The organism is Duganella fentianensis (assembly GCF_009857835.1).
Classification (GTDB): domain Bacteria; phylum Pseudomonadota; class Gammaproteobacteria; order Burkholderiales; family Burkholderiaceae_D; genus Rugamonas; species Rugamonas fentianensis.
In genome coordinates this window covers 821,546-838,290 of record NZ_WWCL01000003.1, presented here as the reverse complement: position 1 = coordinate 838,290, position 16,745 = coordinate 821,546, and the positions used below count along the sequence as shown (strand labels likewise).

Genomic DNA, 16,745 nt, shown 5'->3' with positions numbered 1-16,745 from the left:
CCGAGACCCTTGCCATGAGCAGCACCACCAGCCGCTTCAAAGTTCCCAACACCCTGATCATTCTGCTGTTCATCGCCCTGTTCGTGGCCCTGCTGGTGCCGTGGGTACCGGCCGGCTATTTCGAAAAAGGCGTGGCCATCTCGCTCGATTCCTATCGCGTGGCCGAGCACAACATCCATATCGCGTGGTTCGCCAGCGGCAAAGAGGTCGGCCTGTTCAACGCGCCGTTCGAGGGCATGACCTCGGGCAGCCGCACCGGCTCGGCCATTGGCGTGATCGCCTTCATCCTGCTGGTGGGCGGTGCCTTCGGTGTGATCAATGCCAGCGGTGCCGTCGATCGCGGCCTGCTGCGCCTGATCGCCATCACGGGCGACCACCCGCGCCTGCTGCTGGGCAGCCTGTTTGCCGCCTTCGCGGCTGGCGGCGCCGTGTTCGGCATGGGCGAAGAAACCATCGCCTTTCTGGCCCTGCTGCTGCCGCTGATCCGGCGCATGGGCTATCCGCCCGAAGTGGGCGTGATGATGACCTATGTGGCCAGCCAGATCGGCTTCGGCACCTCGTGGATGAATCCATTCGGGGTAGCGCTGGCACAGGGCATCGCCAACGTGCCGCTGCTGTCGGGCGCACCGCTGCGCATCGTGATGTTCGTGATCTTCGTCAGCACCGGCATCGCCTTCACGCTGTGGTACGCCGAGCGCCACCGCAAACCGCAACCGCTGCCAGACGACGCCGGTGCAGCAGCTGACAGCACTGCCGGTGCCGCTGCTTGCGCCAGTACCGGCAACGCCGCCGACTCCGGCCAGCCTGCCGCGCTGGCCAGCGCCAGCATGACCGCAGCCGACCGCTTTATCCTGGCCGGCATCGTCGCCACCATCATCTGGATCGTCTGGGGCGTGGTGGCGGCTGGCTACTTCATACCGGAAATCGCCACCCAGTTCGTGACGCTGTGCTGCTACACGGCGCTGATCGCCATCTTCGCCAAACGCCTGACGGCCGATGGCGCGGCCGAAGCCTTCATCAACGGCGCCCAGCAGCTGATGCCGGCCGTGCTGGTGATCTCCATGGCCAAGGGCATCGAGTATCTGCTGGGCGGCTCCAATCCGCACGCGCCTTCCGTGCTCAACACCTTCCTGCACAGCATGGGCACCATGCTGGAGACATGGCCGCCGATACTGGCGGCACAGGGCATGCTGGCCGTGCAGACGGCGTTTACGTTCGTGATCCATTCCGGCAGCGCCCAGGCGGCCATCAATATGCCGCTGATGGCCGGTCTGTCCGATCTGGTGGGTGTCACGCGCCAGACGGCCGTACTGGCCTACCAGCTGGGCAATGCCATGGCGAATATGAGCGTGCCGACTGGCGCCATCCTGATGGCCACGCTGGGCGTGGCCGGCGTGCCATGGACGCGCTGGTTCGGCATCATCTGGCGCTTCCAGCTGCTGATCCTGCTCATGTCTATGGGCATGGTGGCATTTGCCGTACTCTATGGCTATAACTGAATCCGGACGACTATGAATCCACATTATCTGCACTGCCCCGTTCCCGTTTCTCCCGCCGCGCAGGCGCGCGTGCCGGCGCTGGACCGGATCGACCTGATCACGGTACGCATCCCTTACCTGCGGCCGTTCTCCACCAGCGTCCACACCTGGGCAGCCAAGGAAGCGCTGCTGCTGCGGCTGGAATCGAACGGTGTGGTGGGCTGGGGCGAATGCGTGGCCGATCCCGATCCGTTCTACGCCAGCGAAACTACCCAGACGGTGCGGCATATCTTCAAGGATTTCCTGCTGCCGCTGCTCACGCCGGGCCAGACGCTGGCTGAATTGCTGGCTAGCTGGAGCCCTGTGCGTGGCCACGGCATGGCCAAGGCCATGCTGGAAAACGCCCTGCTCGATCTGATCGCACGCCAGCAGGGCGTGCCGTTGCACCAGTTACTGGGACTGAGCCCGCGCCCTATCCAGTCCGGCGTGGCGCTGGGCATACAGCCATCCATCGAGGCATTGCTGGAAGCCGTGAGCGACGCGCTGCGCCGCCCCTACCACCGCGTCAAGCTGAAGATCATGCAGGGCAAGGATGTGGAGTGGGTGGCGGCCGTGCGCGCTGCCTATCCCGATATCTCGCTGATGGCCGACGCGAATGGCGACTACGGGCTGGAACACGCCCCCATCCTGCGCCAGCTCGATGCCTTCAACCTGACCATGATAGAACAGCCGCTGTCCTACAGCGACATCGTGCAGCACGCCGCCCTGCAGCAGCAACTGCGCACGCCACTGTGTCTGGACGAATCCATCCATGACCTCGACGATGCACGCTCGGCGCTGGCACTCGATGCGGCACGCATCATCAATATCAAACAGGGACGGGTGGGCGGCATGATCGAATCGCTGCGCATTGCAGCGCTGTGCGAACAGGCCGGTGTTGGCGTGTGGTCAGGCGGGATGGATGAAACAGGCATAGGCCGCGCCTTCAATATCCAGCTGCAGGCGGCAACGGGATTTACACTGGCGGGTGATACGGCCGAAACGGCCAGCTACTTCAAGGAAGACATCGTCGACCAGCCGGTAGTGCTGGCCGACGATGGCTATATCGCCATGCCCATGGGGCCGGGCATAGGCGTCAACGTACTGGAAGAACGCGTGACACGCTACACCCTCAACCGCGAGCGCATACGCTAGGGCATGCGCTGCGGCTGATCCGGTTTAAGGCTTGGTGGCCGGTGCCGCAGCGGCAGCTTTGGCGAAGTCGCCCGCCTTGACCACCGAAATGGCTTCCGGCTTCAGGTTGGCACGCAGCGCTTCGTTGACCTGTGCCAGCGTCAGCGCACCGACCTTGGCTTCCAGATCCTTCTCGAACGCCATGGTACGGCCGAAGCTCAGATAATTCGACAGGCGGCTAGCCAGACCGTTATCGCTGGTACGACCGACCTGCTGCGATTGCAGCCATGCCTTCTTGGCGTCGGCCAGTTCGGCCTCGGTGAAGCCTTCCTTGAGTACCTTGTCGATTTCTTCGCGCAGCGCCGCTTCCACCTTGACGGTATTCTGCGGTGCACTGATGGCGAAGGCCAGCCACAGACCGGCCGGATCACGCGACGGCACCGACAACTGCGAACCGATACCGTAGGACAGACCTTCCTTCTGGCGGATACGGTCGGCCAGACGGCTGCGCAGCGCGCCGCCACCAAGCATGTAGTTACCCATCAGCAGAGCCGGATACACGGCGGCATCATCCTTCAGCGGCACCGGCTGTATCGCCAGCAGCACCGAGTTGGCCTTGTCCGGCGTTTCCAGCGCAACCTTCTGTCCAGCGACCGGCTTCATCTCGGCAGGAATGCGCACATAGGCCTGCTCGGCTTTCCAGTTGCCGAACAGTTTGGCCACCTGTGCCTGCACCGCTGCTACATCGAAGTCACCCACTACCGACAGGCTGCCGGAGGCGGCGCCGTAGTAAGCCTTGTGGAAGGCTTTGACCTGCTCCAGCGTCACGGCTTTTTCATCGGCCAGCTGTTCCGGCAGCGTCTTCACATAGCGCACATGGCCCTGCGGGAAGGGGTTGGTCAGGCGGCGCATGGCCACGCTGGCCAATGGCTGCGGTTCCGTCATCTGCTGCTCGGTTTCCGAAATCGATTCGCGCTGGCGCTCGGAGAAGTCCTTCTCGCTCAGAGCCGGGTGCATCAGCGATTCGGCCAGCAGATCCAGCGCTGCCGCCAGATTCTCGCGCGTGGTGGTGACGCTGGCCGTGATGCCCTCTGCACCGCCAGAAATATGCACATTGGCTTTGAGCTTGTCGAAGCTATCCTTGACTTCCTGCCGCGACAGACGGGCGGTGCCGTCAATCAGCAGCGCCGCCGTCATCTCACCGATGGCCGCTTTGCCTTGCAGGCTATCGGCAGTGCCCATGCGCAGATGCACGGTGGCGCTGACGGTATTGCCCTTGGTGCTCTTGGACAGCAGCGCCAGCTTCATGCCATTGGCCAGCGCGGAACGCTGCACACGCTGCTCGATATTGTCCGGGCTAGGGTCGAACACTTCGCCCTGCGCGATCACGGCGCGGCCCTTGTAGTCCTTGACCAGTGCCGCTACGTCCGGCGTCTTCGGCACTTCGGTGCGGTCGGCGCTGTCGGTCGGGATGAAGCGCGCCAGCGTGCGGTTAGAGGCCTTCAGATACTTCACCGCAGCGGCCTGCACGGCAGCAGCATCGACAGCTTCAACCTGATCGCGACGCTGGTGGAACAGACGCCAGTCACCGGCTGCCTGCGCCGAAGTCAGAGCGATGGTAAAGCGCGCCGTGTCATTGACGGTCTGGTCGATGTCCTTGGCGATGGCCACCTTGGCGCGCGCCACTTCGGCGTCCGTAATCGGACTAGCCTTGATGTCTTCCAGCGTCTTCAGCATGACTTCTTCCACTGCGGCCAGCGGCACTTCCTTCGGCACCACTGCGCCGAACAGGCGGTAACCCGGTTCCATCTGGTTGAAGTCCAGATCGATCACATTGGAGGCCAGCTTGTTATCGACCAGCGCCTTGTGCAGGCGGCCGCTAGGCGCATCGGTCAGAATTTTCCCCAGTACCTGCAGTGCGGCTGCATCGGTGTGGCTGGCCGGCGCCACGTGGTAGCCGGTGGCCAGCAGCTGGGTGCCGCCGCTGCGGCGGATATTGACCGAGCGTTCGCCATCCTGGGTCGGTTCGCTGGTGTAGGTCGGTGCCAGCACGCGGACGGGTTTAGGGATCTTGCCGAACAATTCGTTAATCTGTGCCAGCACCTTGCTTTCATCGAAGCGGCCAGCCACCATCAGAATCGCGTTGTCAGGCTGGTAGTAGCGCTGGTAGAAAGCGCGCAGGCGGTCCACGCTCACGCCTTCGATATCCGAGCGGGCGCCGATGGTGGACTTGCCATAATTGTGCCAGTCGAACGCCACGGCCATGGTGCGCTCCAGCGTGACGCGGAACGGATCGCTCTCGCCGCTTTCGAACTCGTTGCGCACTACCGTCATCTCGCCCTTCTGGGTCTTGTTATTCCACAGGTCGTCCTGACTGATCGGCGAATTGATCATGCGGTCCGCTTCCAGCGCCAGCATCTGCTTCAGGTTGTCGTCGTTGGCCGGGAAGGTAGCGAAGTAGTTGGTGCGGTCGTACCAGGTGGTGCCGTTGAAGCGGCCGCCGATCTGGTTCAGCACTTCTACCGGGGTCTTGGTGCCTTTCTTGATACCGAAGTTGGCGGTGGGCTTGAACAGCAGGTGCTCGAGCAAGTGTGCCATGCCAGTCTCGCCGTAATTCTCGTGACGCGAACCGACCATGTAGACGATGTTGGTGGTCAGGGTAGGTTTGCTGGCGTCAGGGAACAGCAGCACGCGCAGGCCATTGGCCAGACGGTATTCGGTAATGCCTTCCACCGAAGTGACTTTAACGGGTGCGGCTTTGGCAGCAGCAGCGGTAGCCGGTGCAGCCGTAGTCGTGGCGAACGCGGGCGACAGTATGCCGGCGCTGAGCATGATGGCAGTTATTAGCTTCACTCTTGATAGCCCCTGAAAGAAAGTTAAGGTTGAAGATTATATAACTGCGAAATCTATCCTGATGAAAATTATTTCATGCCGTTACAAAGCTGGAAAAGCGCCCGATGCTTCTCCTTCGGCCCTGCTCGCAAAGCATCCGGGTGTGCTGATATAGATCAACTCACATAGCTGTCATCAGCACTGCCTGCCGTTTTTTAATTTATGCCGGCCCGCATAACTGACTTTTAACGCCCTATTTTTAGCGCTAGTGACAATTGTATAGATTCGCAATTTATTCACTCATGTAGTATGCGCTCGCATTGACAGCATCAGACCCACCCACACAGAAAGCAGAAATATGTTGAATAAAATAGTGGCCACCACCCTCCTGATCACGGCGGCAGGAATGGCCTGTGCACAGACCAGCAGTCCCGCAAGCAGCGGCGCTTACCTTGGCGCCAGCTTTGCGCGCGTGAGCGTCAAAGACGTAATTACCAGCGGCAATGATGTTTCGCCATCCACGCTCGGCGCCGTGTTCGGCTACGACTTCAACCAGCACTTCGCCCTCGAAGCCCGTGTGGCCGGTGGCGTCGGCAGCGACACCCTGAACATCATGGGCGCAGACTTCCATGTGAAATTCGACCGGCTGGCGGGCGTCTATGCCAAATGGAGCCAGCCTATCGATGAAGCCTTGTCCGTCTATGGCATGCTGGGCGCCACCAGTGGCAAGGTCAAGGTCAGCCTGGGCAGTATCTCGGACTCCAGTTCCAAAAGCAGCGCCAGTTTCGGTCTGGGTCTGAGCTATCAGCTCACCCGTTCGAGCGCTGTTTCGATTGAATATGCCCGCCTGTATTCCGACACCAACGCCCTCAGCGTAGCGACCCGGTTCAAGTTCTAATCCCTGCCATACTGGATCAGGCAGATACGATCGCGCAGCACCGCCTGCAGGCGGCCACCAGATAGTGCATTAGGTACGGTGGCCGCGCCCTAGCGGCTGGCTTCTACGCCGGCGCGGGCGATCTGCCCGTCCTGCGCGCTGGCGCCGCCGGAAACGCCGATGGCACCGACCAGCTTACCGTTGAGCAGTATCGGTTCGCCGCCTTCTATCATCAGCAGATCGGGCAGGCTCAGCAGCGCATTGCGGCCGGCGGCAACACCATCCTCCAGCGCCTTGCTGGGACGACGCATCATGGCTGCCGTGCGGGCTTTCTGAAAGGCGAAGTTGGGGCTGGCCGTCATGGTGTCATCGAGCACTTCCAGATACACCGGCGTGCCATGGGTATCGACCACGGCAACCGCCACATTCAGCTTCAGTTTGCGTGCCTCGGCCACGGCACCGGCAGCAGTCTTCTTGGCCAGTTCCAGTGTGATCGGCGCACCATAACTCGGTTGCTGGGCCGCAGCGGGCAAGGCCAGCAGCAGCGTGGAAAGCAGGGCTAGGCAAGGACGGACAAGCGACATCTCACACCTCCATAACGGTATAGGGAAGCAAGGAAAACTGCCGGTGAAACATTTCGTGCGAGCCAGACTATAACGCGCTTTCACACCACCGTGCCAAAAAAAACAGCATCGCCGCCCAGGCCAGTTCCAGCACACCCGACATTGCGCTCACGGCAGCCGCTGCACCGGGCACAGGCGGTAAGGATGGGCTTCCGTGCCCACATAGGCCGGATAATTGCGGCAGCCGTCCGGCTGCAGGGCCAGCCCGTAATGGGCCAGATGCCCCTGCACTTCGGCCTGCAGCGCCGCATCTTCGGCCGCCAGATCAACGCGATACTGGGGCTGCAGCAGCAGCGTGCAAGCCTGCCCCGAAGCAGCGGCATCCGCCGCTGCCAGCATCCGTACTTCTACCTGAAAGCGTACTTTGTGCAGCCAGCCATCGAGCCGCGCACAGCCGGCCGCGCTGGCCGTCAGGCCCAGCCCACGGGCCAGCGCCAGCTTGCGTTCAGCACCGCTCTGACGGATGTTCACAGCGGCCGGCAGCATCACATAATGCTGGCCCGTGCGCGCTGCAGCCTGTTCCTGCAGGCGCTGCAGATAGGCCGGCGATTCGGGGAAGCCGCTGCCTATGGCCATGAAGGCGACTTCCGGCTGGAAGAAACGGGTCAGCCATGCCATCGGCGTGCGCACCATGTAGACCACGCTGGCCTGCGGCTGCGCCAGTTGCGGCGCTTCGGCACGGAAGGCCTGTGCCGTCCAGCCACCATGCCCCCAGGTGACAAACGGCAGCGTGTACAGCACGCAGACCGCCAGCGCCCAGCCAGCCCAGCGCCCGGCCCGTGCCGCCGGCATCAGAGCGTGACACAGCAGCCAGACCAGCAAGGGCGCCAGCAGCTCCAGCGGCACCAGATAACGGTAAATGCTGAACAGCTTCAGCCAGATCAGGTAGGCCAGCAGCACGAACACCAGCAGTACGCGCGCAGCCGGCGTCAGCGCGACCGGCAGCGCGGCCATGCCGGTGGCAGCCTGCGGCGCCGCCACGCTGCTGCTGCGGTAGCGGCACCACAGCAGGCGTACGGCATACGCCAGCATCAGCAGCATGAGCAGCGGCCAGATCAGCTGGCGCAGCGGCACTTCGGCGATACGGGCGATATCGCGCGTAAAGATGAAAGGCCAGAACAGTGCCTCGGCCAGCGTGTGCGGCAAATGGCCGGTATCGAGCACACCCAGCGGCGCCGCCAGCGGACTGCGGAAGATGTCGTTAAACTGGGGGAACAGCGGATTGCCATACAAGCGCCACATGGTGGCCCACCAGTAGCCTGTGCTGGCGGCCAGCCCGGCCAGCACGCCGACGCCGAACCACCATGCCTGGCCGATACGGCGCCAGAACGCTTGCGGCCACACCAGCAATGCCAGACACAGCGCCACCGCATAGTTGATATTGGTGAGCTTCAGACCCGCTGCCGCCCCCATCAGCAGGCCCGCCAGCAGCAGTATGCGCACGCTGGCTGCCGCACCATGGCGCAGCAGCAGCGCCAGTGCCCACAGCAGCGGCAGCGCCGTCAGATTGTCGCCCATGCTGTTACCCAGCTCGGACAGGAAGCCTGCGCCCAGACAGCCCGCCAGCGCCAGCAGCAAAGCCACCCGCTGCCGCCCCGGCAGCAACTGGCGCGCCATCATCGAGAGCGGAATGAAGTTCAGCCCGTGCAGCCAGCCGAAGACAAAACCGGCCAGCGGCGCCGGCGCATAGCGCGTCAGCAGGTAATACGGCAGATCGAGCAGCGGATTGAAATAGCTCTGGAAACCGGCCGGCGAGAAGTCGATGGCCAGCCGGCCGTTCAGCAGCGCATACGGGTTGTACAGATGGTAGTTGCGCATATCCCAGCCATCATCCTGCCCCAGCAGCAGCGATTGCAGGCCCAGCAGCAGCGGCACGATTAGCGCCGCATAGTATGGCGCACGGGGATGGGACAAAATGGCGCTGCGGCGTACAAACCACGCCTCCAGCCGCTGGAACAGAGTCAGCACGGACTACTCCTGTGGTTTCTGGGTAAACACGAAATACCGTGCGGCGATGAAGTTCACCGACATGCCGGCCAGCGAGCCCACGGCCACGGCCAGCGCCGGCAGCCAGAAATGCGCCGGCAGGCTATGTACCAGCAGGCTGGAAACGCCGTAGTTGACGGCGCCGCCCCCCAGCATCACGGTCAGGTAGCGCCACCACTCCTGCCATGCGCTGCTGCCGCTGGCGGCAAAGGTGTAGCGCCGGTTCAGCCGCCAGGTCAGCCACACGGCGGACAGAAAAGACAGCACCCGGCCCGAATAGAAACTGGTCCCGGCCAGCATGGCCAGATACAGCACGGCCACATCGGCCGCGCAGCCCAGCACGCCGTTGAAGGCAAAGCGCAATAGCTGCTGCAGGTTGCTACGCATGGGGCGGCGCCAGCGCAACGGCCAGATAGGCAAAGCGCTTCTGCTCGATGCGCGCCTTGGTCACGGCATCGAGCACGATGCCGCACACGGCCAGCATCACCCCGAACAGCATGAGGGCGGAGCACAGCACAGCCGTGGGCAGGCGCGGCACCAGCCCTGTCTGCAGATAGGTCAGCACCAGCGGCCACGCCAGCACCAGCGACAGCAGCGCGCAGGCGCCGGCTGCCAGCGTATAGAAGGCCAGCGGCTTTTCCGATTTGAACAGGCGGGCGATGGTGCCGAGAATGCGCCAGCCATCGCGATAGGTATTCAGTTTGCTGAACGAGCCTTCCGGCCGGGCGCCATAGCGGGTCGCCACTTCGGCCACCGGCATGCGCAGTTCCAGCGCGTGCACGGTCAGTTCCGTTTCGATTTCGAATCCGGTGGAATGAGCAGCAAACGACTTCACGTAGCGGCGCGAGAACACCCGGTAGCCGGACAGGATGTCGGTGAAGCTGCGCCCGAACAGCGCGGTTACCACGCCCGTCAGCAGCGCATTGCCGAAGCGGTGGCCGAAACGGTAGGCCGCCTGCTCCTCGCTGACGCGGCTACCCACCAGCATATCGAGTCCGTCATCGAACAGCCGCTGCACCAGCTGCGGCGCCACCTGCGCATCGTAGGTATGGTCGCCATCGACCATCACATAGGCATCGGCTTCGACATCGGCAAACATGCGCCGCACCACACTGCCCTTGCCCTGTTCCGATACATGGCGCACCAGCGCGCCGGCGGCACGGGCTATGCCAGCCGTATCGTCCTGCGAATTATTATCGAACACATAGACCTGCGCCTGCGGCAGGCTGGCACGGAAGGCCTGCACCGTCGCGGCGATGGTGGCTGCTTCGTTATAGCAAGGGATCAGCACCGCGATACGGCGCATCGGCAAGGACGTCATAAGGGGACCAGTGGGGAAATGGCCCCCATTATATTTCGATTAAGCAGACCGCCTCAAGCACCGGCCCAGCCGGCCTTACCACATCAGATCATCGGGAATCTGGTAGGCCGCATACGGATCATCCTCGTCGACCACGTTGCTGCTCTGTTTGACGCGCACCACCAGCGCCGCATCGCGCTCGGCGATCTTGTCGGCGATCACCCGCGGCACCAGCTCGGTAGCACCGTTCAGCACCACGATCACCAGCCGGCCCGCGACCAGATGGCCCTGCACCTCGGGCGACACATACAGCCGTTCTATCTTGTTCTGGAACGTGTAGTTATAGGCGATATCGCCCTTGCCGGCCGGCTGGCGGTTCTGCTGCACCATCTGCACGATCTGGGCGTGGATGGCTTTCTGCTGGGCCGCCGCATCGCGCTCGGCATTCAGGGCGCGGGCCCGTTCGGCCTGCTGCCGCTGGGCTTCCTGCGCAGCCAGCTTGGCTTCATCCACGCTCTGCACGCCGCTGCGGCGCTGTTCTTTCTGCTGCTTGCTCTTGTCCTGATTGGCCAGTTTGACCTTGGTCTTGTTGACCAGTCCGGCCTTCAGCAATTGATCTTGTAGGGAAACCATGGCGACACTCCATAAAAAAAGCCGCCGGCTGTTAGCAGCCGGCGGCCCTCATTATAGCGAACGCTTAGAAGCGGTAGTTCAGCGACGCTGCGAAGGTGCGGCCCAGCTGGCTGAACTGCGAGCCATCATAGGTCACCATCGAGTAGCGGCCGTTGAAGGTCACCAGATTGCGCTGCACTTCCACCGGCGTCAGGCCATAGGCCGGATCGATGGCTTTGCTGTCGAGCAGCGCCTGACCTTGCGCATTGCGGGCGTTGAAGTGCCAGCTCGGCGTGACGTTGAACATATTGTTGACGTTGAACGACAGCGTGGTGTTCTGGGTCAGCGCATAGTTCACGGCAAAGTCCGTCACAGTCTTGGTCTTGAACGCCACTTCCAGGTTGTTATCCATACCGGCATTGCGGAAATGGGTAGGACCGAACACCGTGTTGTTCAGCGAGAAGTTGAACTGCTTGTAGTCCCAGTCTGCACCGAGGATGGTCTTGAACTTCGGACGCGAAGTGAACATCAGCGCTTCCGTGGTGGCATTCAGTACCGACTGGCCTGCCGCGGCAATCAGCGCTGGGTTGTTGACCTCGCCTTCACGTTCGTTTTTCAGCGAATAGTTACCGGACAGGTTCAGGGTCAGCTTACCGTCAGCGAAAGGAATGTTCTTACGCGAAGCCACGTAGTCGATACCTTCGGTACGGCTGGTCAGGGCATTCACGAAGAAACTGGCGGACACGATGCCGGCTTTGCCCAGCTGCACGTCGAGCGGATTGGTCGCCACGCCGGTCGGGGTGATTTCCGTGCTCAGCACGATGCGGTCTTTGACCTTGATGTTGTAGTAGTCGAGCGTGATGCTGGTGTTGCTATCGGGCTTGAAGCCCAGACCCAGCGTGATATTGTCCGATTTTTCCGCTTTCAGCTTGGGCACTTGCAGCGCCGCGGCAGCCGAGGAAACGTTGTTGACCAGACCCGACACCTGGATGCCGCCGCCAGCGACGAAGGAGTACTGGGCTTTCTGGGTGTAGATCTGAGCCAGCGACGGTGCGCGGAAGCCGGTCGACGCGGATGCACGCAGGGTCAGCTGGTCGCTGACTTTGTAGCGCGTCGACGTCTTCCACACGAAGGCGCTGCCGAAGTCGGTGTACTTTTCGTAGCGGCCGGTGGCATCGACCAGGAAGGCTGGCGTCACATCCCAGGTTGCGCCGGCATAAGCACCGTAGTTCGAACGCGACGATGGGAAGGAGTTCTGCACCGAGTTACCGGCATACGAATCCGCACCACTGCCATAGGTCGAACCGACATCGCCGGCGATGGTTTCGTAGTTTTCGTGACGCAGTTCGGTACCGGCGTACACGCTGACCTCCTTGCTCATCTGCTGCGACACGTCGCCATTCAATACCCAGTGGCTGAACTTCACGCCGCCGGCATCGAAGCTGGTCGGCGAAGGCGTGCTGATCTTGTGCGCCAGATAGTCTTCCTGCATGCCGCGGTTGACCGAGTTGGTGACCTGATAGTTCTGCTTGTTGCCGCCATAGGTCAGGCTCACGTCGGCATTCCAGTCGCCCAGCAGGAACTTGGTGCCGCCCGTGGCGTTGTAGTCGTCCAGCGTACCGATGAAGGTCGGCACATAGCCCACGTACGGCGTGCCGCTGGCATGCAGCAGGCCATAGTCGGTCGGACGCCAGTAAGGCGTACGGTAGTTGGCGAAGGAGTTGATGCGCTTGTTGACGTAGGCAGCGTTACCGTAAAGCTTGGTGGTGTCGCTCAGGTCATAGCTGGTGTTGACTTCGGCCTTGGCTGCGCGCGTGGCAGGCGAACCGTTGATGTTGCCGGCGTCCGGATGGGCTGCCAGGAAAGGCAGTACCTGAGTGTTCAGGTCGGCGCCGAAGTCACCTGCTTCACCCTTGGCGTTGACCACGCCGGGACGGTTGGACAGATTGATTTTCGAAACGTCGAGCGTGTAGTTGAGGAAGCCGCGATCGCCGCCCAGAGGCAAGCCCTGGTTCAGGCTCAGGCCGCCCATCTTGCCGTCGCTCTCGTGGGTGATGCCGGTACGGGCCGTAACGGAACCGCCTTCCGCACTATCTTTCAGAATGATGTTGACCACGCCCGCGATCGCATCGGAACCATACTGGGCCGATGCGCCGTCACGCAGCACTTCAATACGTTTAATCGCATCCGGAGGAATGGCGGAAATGTCGGCGCCGCTTTCACCACGGCCCGGCGAGGTCTGGGTGTAGATCAGCGAGCTGGAATTCTTGCGCTTGCCGTTAATCAGAATCAGCACGCGGCTAGGACCCATGTTACGGATTTCGTAAGGGTCGAGCAGCGAGGTGGCATCGTTGACAGGCGTCTGCACCGTGTTGAACGAAGGCACGCGGAACTGCAGCGATTTATCCAGCGTGGCCTGCCCCGTCTTGCTCAGTTCACGCGAGCCGATGATGTCGATAGGCACCGGGGTATCGACCATGGTGCGCTGGGCGCCACGGCTACCGGTCGAGACAATTACCACCTTCTGAATATCGTCCGGCGTGGCATCAGCCGCCGGTTGCACTGCGGCAGTCTGGGCTACCGCCGTAGCTTGTGCAAGCACATAAGGACTCGCTGATAGCAGCAGCGCTGCGAATGGGAAATTTTTTTTCATGTCTAGACTCTTCCGGATTTGTGGTTATATGCGTTTGCGGAAACTGCCATCTTTGGTAGTGGCTAGAGGTGAATGTATAGACATGGTTTCGGGTCGTCTATCGTTTCTCGCACACGCTGTCCGGAATCTGTTGAACATGCGGCAAATATACAACTAGTATACGTAGTTTCCCCTACAAAATTTCCCGCTGTTTTAGCAGTAAAATAATGTTCAAAAGCACTGGTATGCAGGCGGTATATCTAGCCTGCTGCAACAGCGTTTAACGGGCTGCCAGCGAGGCGCGCAAAGTCATGCTGACGGGGTAATCGCGCGTGACGGGACGCTGCAGATCGTAGCAACTATTGAGCAGCGCATTCAGGCCGTTCTGCGTCATTTCGCGCCATGGCATGTGCACCGTGCTCAGGCGCGGCGCGGAGAATTCGGCGCTCGGCGTATCGTCGTAACCGAGCACCGATAGCTGCTGCGGCACGCGGATGCCGGCTTCCTGAAAATACGATAGCGCGCCCACCGCCATTTCATCATTGGCACAGAACAGTGCCGTACACGGGCGGCCGGAAGCCATCAGTTCGCGCGCCGCCGACCAGCCGCCGGCCGGTGAAAAATCGCGCTCGGTCTGCCACAGGCTGGCCGGGTCTATGCCTGCTGCGGCCAGCGTGGCACAGAACGCCTGCACGCGCTGCACATTGTCCGGCAGGCGCGACGGACCGGCCACGATGGCGATCTCGCGGTGGCCCAGATCGAGCAGAGTGCGCGCCGCCAGTGCACCGCCCTGTGCATGATCGACCGTGAAGCACTGCGCGGCAATGCTGGCGAAACTGTGGTTGAGCACCACCATGCGCTTGTGCATGGTTTCCAGCGCTGCCACGTCTTCTTCCTGCAGCAGATTGGTCATCAGAATCAGCCCGTCGCAGCCGCGCTCGACCAGAAAGCCGATGCCTTCTACAGCCTGCTGGCGCGCATCGCCCAGACCGGCGCCGAAGGCCACCACCATGTGCAGGCCGGCCGCACGCAACTCGTTATCGATGATCTGCAAAATCGGCGTGTAGAAGGTACCGCTCAGCACAGGGATGTACACGCCTATCATCTGGCTGGAGCCGGACAGTAGCGTGCGCGCCGCATGCGAGGGCCGGAAGCCCAGTTCCTCGATGGCGGCACGCACGCGCGCCAGCGTGGCAGGCGAAACCGAACCTTTGCCGCTGACCACGCGCGACGCCGTGCCCAGCCCCACGCCGGCCAGCCTGGCCACATCCTTAATGGTGGCCATCGGCAAGCTCCTGCGCGCGCACATAGCGCATGATGTTGCGGAAAGTGTCGGTCCAGTAGACCTCGCGGTGGCTGGCCAGATAGGCCAGCAGTTCTTCGTGCGCGGCGGCCGAGGTGCTCAGGTAGTCGCCACCCACGCCGTGGAAGGTCAGGTTGACCATGTCGCCCTGCGCGGCCGCCGCACGCACCAGCGCGATCAGTTCGCTGCCGCTCAGGCCCACGGGGGCATACACGGCAACCGCGTGACGCTGCAGCGCCGCGCGCGCCGTCACGCCGCTGCCGCCGCCCTGCTTGATGCCGACGAAGGCCGGCGCGATGCGTGCCAGATAATCGCCGTCGCGCGCCTGATGGTCGCCGCAGGGCACGGTGTAAGTACGCTCGCTCTCACCATCGATGGCATACAGCATGGCATTGCCCAGCAGGACCTGATCGGCCATCTGCGCCGCCATGGTGCTGTCCAGATCGCGCGCCGGCTCCACCCATGCATGGCCGGGCAGGCTGCCGGCGCACTGGTGGAACAGGCTGTGGTTGCCCAGCTCATGGCCCAGCTGCGCCACCCGCCGCCACTCCGCCAGCCGGCTCTGCAGCAAGGGACTCGACAGCTGCAGATAGAAACTGGCTTGCAGCCCATGCCGCTGCAGCGCCGGCAGCGCCACATCGAGCTGGGAAGCCAGCGTGTCGTCATAGCCCAGACTGACGGCCACGCGGGCGCCATGGGGCCATGCCGTACTGGCGGGCAGCGCCTGTGCCTGGGCCTGGGCGCCGCCAGCCAGCAGGCTGCACAGCACGGAAAGTAGAAGTTTTCGCATCGCAGAATCGCTATGTGTTTCAGCTCAGTGTAGCAACGAAGTGTCTCATTTTGGAAACGTTCCCACATGTTGCACGCCTTAATTTGGCCTGTCAACGGCTAACAGGCCTCCCTTTGCGGCGTTGCAAATTGACTTTGAAATTCTTTCGGTGCTATATTTGCCACATCGATTGGAAACCTTTCCAAAACGAGAAAACAATATCAGAAAGTGGAGACATGAGACGGCTAGCAACGATGACAGCTGTGGTAGCGCTGTGTGCCTGCGGCGGTGGCGGTAACGCTGCCGGCGTGGCCAGCGCTGTGCCGGCGGCCGGTCCTGCCGTGCCGCCCTCCACCGCCTTGCCGGCTGGCGGCAAGCCCGACGGCTGGAAGCTGGTCTGGGCCGACGAGTTCGACAAGGACGGCCCGCCCGATACCAGCAAATGGGCTTACGACACCGGGTTCAACCGCAACGGCTGGTTCAACCACGAGCTGCAGTACTACGCGGCCGGCCGGCTGGAAAACAGCCGCGTCGAAAACGGCAAGCTGCTCATCACGGCCCGCAAGGAAGCCCTGAGCAACATGGCCGACTACGGTGGCCAGCAATACAGCTCGGCGCGTCTGATCACCCGCGGTCTGGCCAGCTGGACCTACGGCTACATCGAAGTCCGCGCCAAACTGCCCTGCGGCGTGGGCAGCTGGCCCGCCATCTGGATGCTGGGCAGCAAAGGCCGCTGGCCCGACGATGGCGAGATCGACATCATGGAACACGTGGGCAAAAACCCCGGCCAGATTCTGGGCAGCATCTACACGGCGGCACAGAACTGGCCGGCCGGCACGCCCAACACCACCTCTACCACGGTGGCCGATGCCTGCAGCGCTTTCCACAACTACCAGCTGACGTGGAATGCCGAGCGCGTGGTGATCGGCGTGGACAACCGCAATTACATACAACTGATTAACCCCGGTGACGGGGACTACCGGAAATGGCCATTCAGCAACCCGCAATATCTGCTGCTGAATCTGGCCATCGGCGGCGACTTAGGGGGCAAGGTCGATGACTCTGCCCTGCCGCAGCAGATGGAAGTGGAGTACGTGCGGGTGTACCAGCCCTAAGCGATTTTTTTACAACACAACCGGAGCAAAAACCCCGCTAGACCA

13 protein-coding genes are annotated in these 16,745 nt (G+C 62.3%); 4 read left to right on the top strand and 9 right to left on the bottom strand.

Going from position 1 to position 16,745, the window contains the following annotated elements; all coding sequences use genetic code 11:
• The first annotated feature begins 14 nt into the window (after positions 1-14).
• Positions 15-1,499, top strand: a complete 1,485-nt coding sequence (locus tag GTP23_RS16795) for a transporter permease (RefSeq protein WP_161036162.1) — start codon at positions 15-17, stop codon at positions 1,497-1,499.
• Between the two features lie 12 nt (positions 1,500-1,511).
• Entirely contained in the window at positions 1,512-2,672 is a 1,161-nt protein-coding gene (gene menC, locus GTP23_RS16790) for an o-succinylbenzoate synthase (protein WP_161036161.1), read from the top strand.
• Positions 2,673-2,696: 24 nt separating this feature from the next.
• Here the strand turns inward: menC and GTP23_RS16785 are convergent, their stop codons facing one another.
• A complete protein-coding gene (locus tag GTP23_RS16785) occupies positions 2,697-5,504 on the bottom strand; it encodes a M16 family metallopeptidase (protein WP_161036160.1) in 2,808 nt (935 codons plus the stop codon).
• A gap of 337 nt (positions 5,505-5,841) precedes the next feature.
• Between GTP23_RS16785 and GTP23_RS16780 the strand changes: the two genes are divergently transcribed.
• Positions 5,842-6,381 (top strand): outer membrane beta-barrel protein, encoded by a 540-nt coding sequence (locus GTP23_RS16780; protein WP_161036159.1) that lies wholly within the window; start codon positions 5,842-5,844, stop codon positions 6,379-6,381.
• Positions 6,382-6,470: 89 nt separating this feature from the next.
• Here GTP23_RS16780 and GTP23_RS16775 read toward each other — a convergent pair whose 3' ends face one another.
• From GTP23_RS16775 to GTP23_RS16740, 8 genes are all read right to left on the bottom strand, one after another.
• A complete protein-coding gene (locus GTP23_RS16775; RefSeq protein WP_161036158.1) occupies positions 6,471-6,944 on the bottom strand; it encodes a GlcG/HbpS family heme-binding protein in 474 nt (157 codons plus the stop codon).
• Between the two features lie 147 nt (positions 6,945-7,091).
• Positions 7,092-8,951 (bottom strand): glycosyltransferase 87 family protein, encoded by a 1,860-nt coding sequence (locus tag GTP23_RS16770; RefSeq protein ID WP_161036157.1) that lies wholly within the window; start codon positions 8,949-8,951, stop codon positions 7,092-7,094.
• Between the two features lie 3 nt (positions 8,952-8,954).
• Entirely contained in the window at positions 8,955-9,356 is a 402-nt protein-coding gene (locus GTP23_RS16765; protein WP_161036156.1) for a GtrA family protein, read from the bottom strand.
• On the bottom strand, positions 9,349-10,290 hold the full coding sequence (locus tag GTP23_RS16760) for a glycosyltransferase family 2 protein (protein ID WP_202412222.1): 942 nt from the start codon (positions 10,288-10,290) through the stop codon (positions 9,349-9,351). Before GTP23_RS16760 ends, GTP23_RS16765 begins: the two co-directional genes overlap by 8 nt.
• A 75-nt stretch (positions 10,291-10,365) precedes the next feature.
• Positions 10,366-10,902 (bottom strand): DUF2058 domain-containing protein, encoded by a 537-nt coding sequence (locus GTP23_RS16755; RefSeq protein ID WP_161036155.1) that lies wholly within the window; start codon positions 10,900-10,902, stop codon positions 10,366-10,368.
• A 64-nt stretch (positions 10,903-10,966) separates the two neighbouring features.
• On the bottom strand, positions 10,967-13,534 hold the full coding sequence (locus tag GTP23_RS16750) for a TonB-dependent receptor plug domain-containing protein (protein ID WP_161036154.1): 2,568 nt from the start codon (positions 13,532-13,534) through the stop codon (positions 10,967-10,969).
• A 259-nt stretch (positions 13,535-13,793) separates the two neighbouring features.
• Positions 13,794-14,798, bottom strand: coding sequence for a LacI family DNA-binding transcriptional regulator (locus GTP23_RS16745; protein ID WP_161036153.1), 1,005 nt, complete (start codon positions 14,796-14,798; stop codon positions 13,794-13,796).
• Complete coding sequence (locus GTP23_RS16740; protein WP_161036152.1) at positions 14,785-15,606, bottom strand: polysaccharide deacetylase family protein; 822 nt, start codon at positions 15,604-15,606, stop codon at positions 14,785-14,787. Before GTP23_RS16740 ends, GTP23_RS16745 begins: the two co-directional genes overlap by 14 nt.
• 233 nt (positions 15,607-15,839) lie before the next feature.
• Here GTP23_RS16740 and GTP23_RS16735 point away from each other — a divergent pair, with 233 nt between their 5' ends.
• Positions 15,840-16,700: a glycoside hydrolase family 16 protein gene (locus tag GTP23_RS16735; protein ID WP_202412221.1), complete on the top strand. Its 861-nt coding sequence runs from the start codon at positions 15,840-15,842 to the stop codon at positions 16,698-16,700.
• The last annotated feature ends 45 nt before the right edge of the window (positions 16,701-16,745 follow it).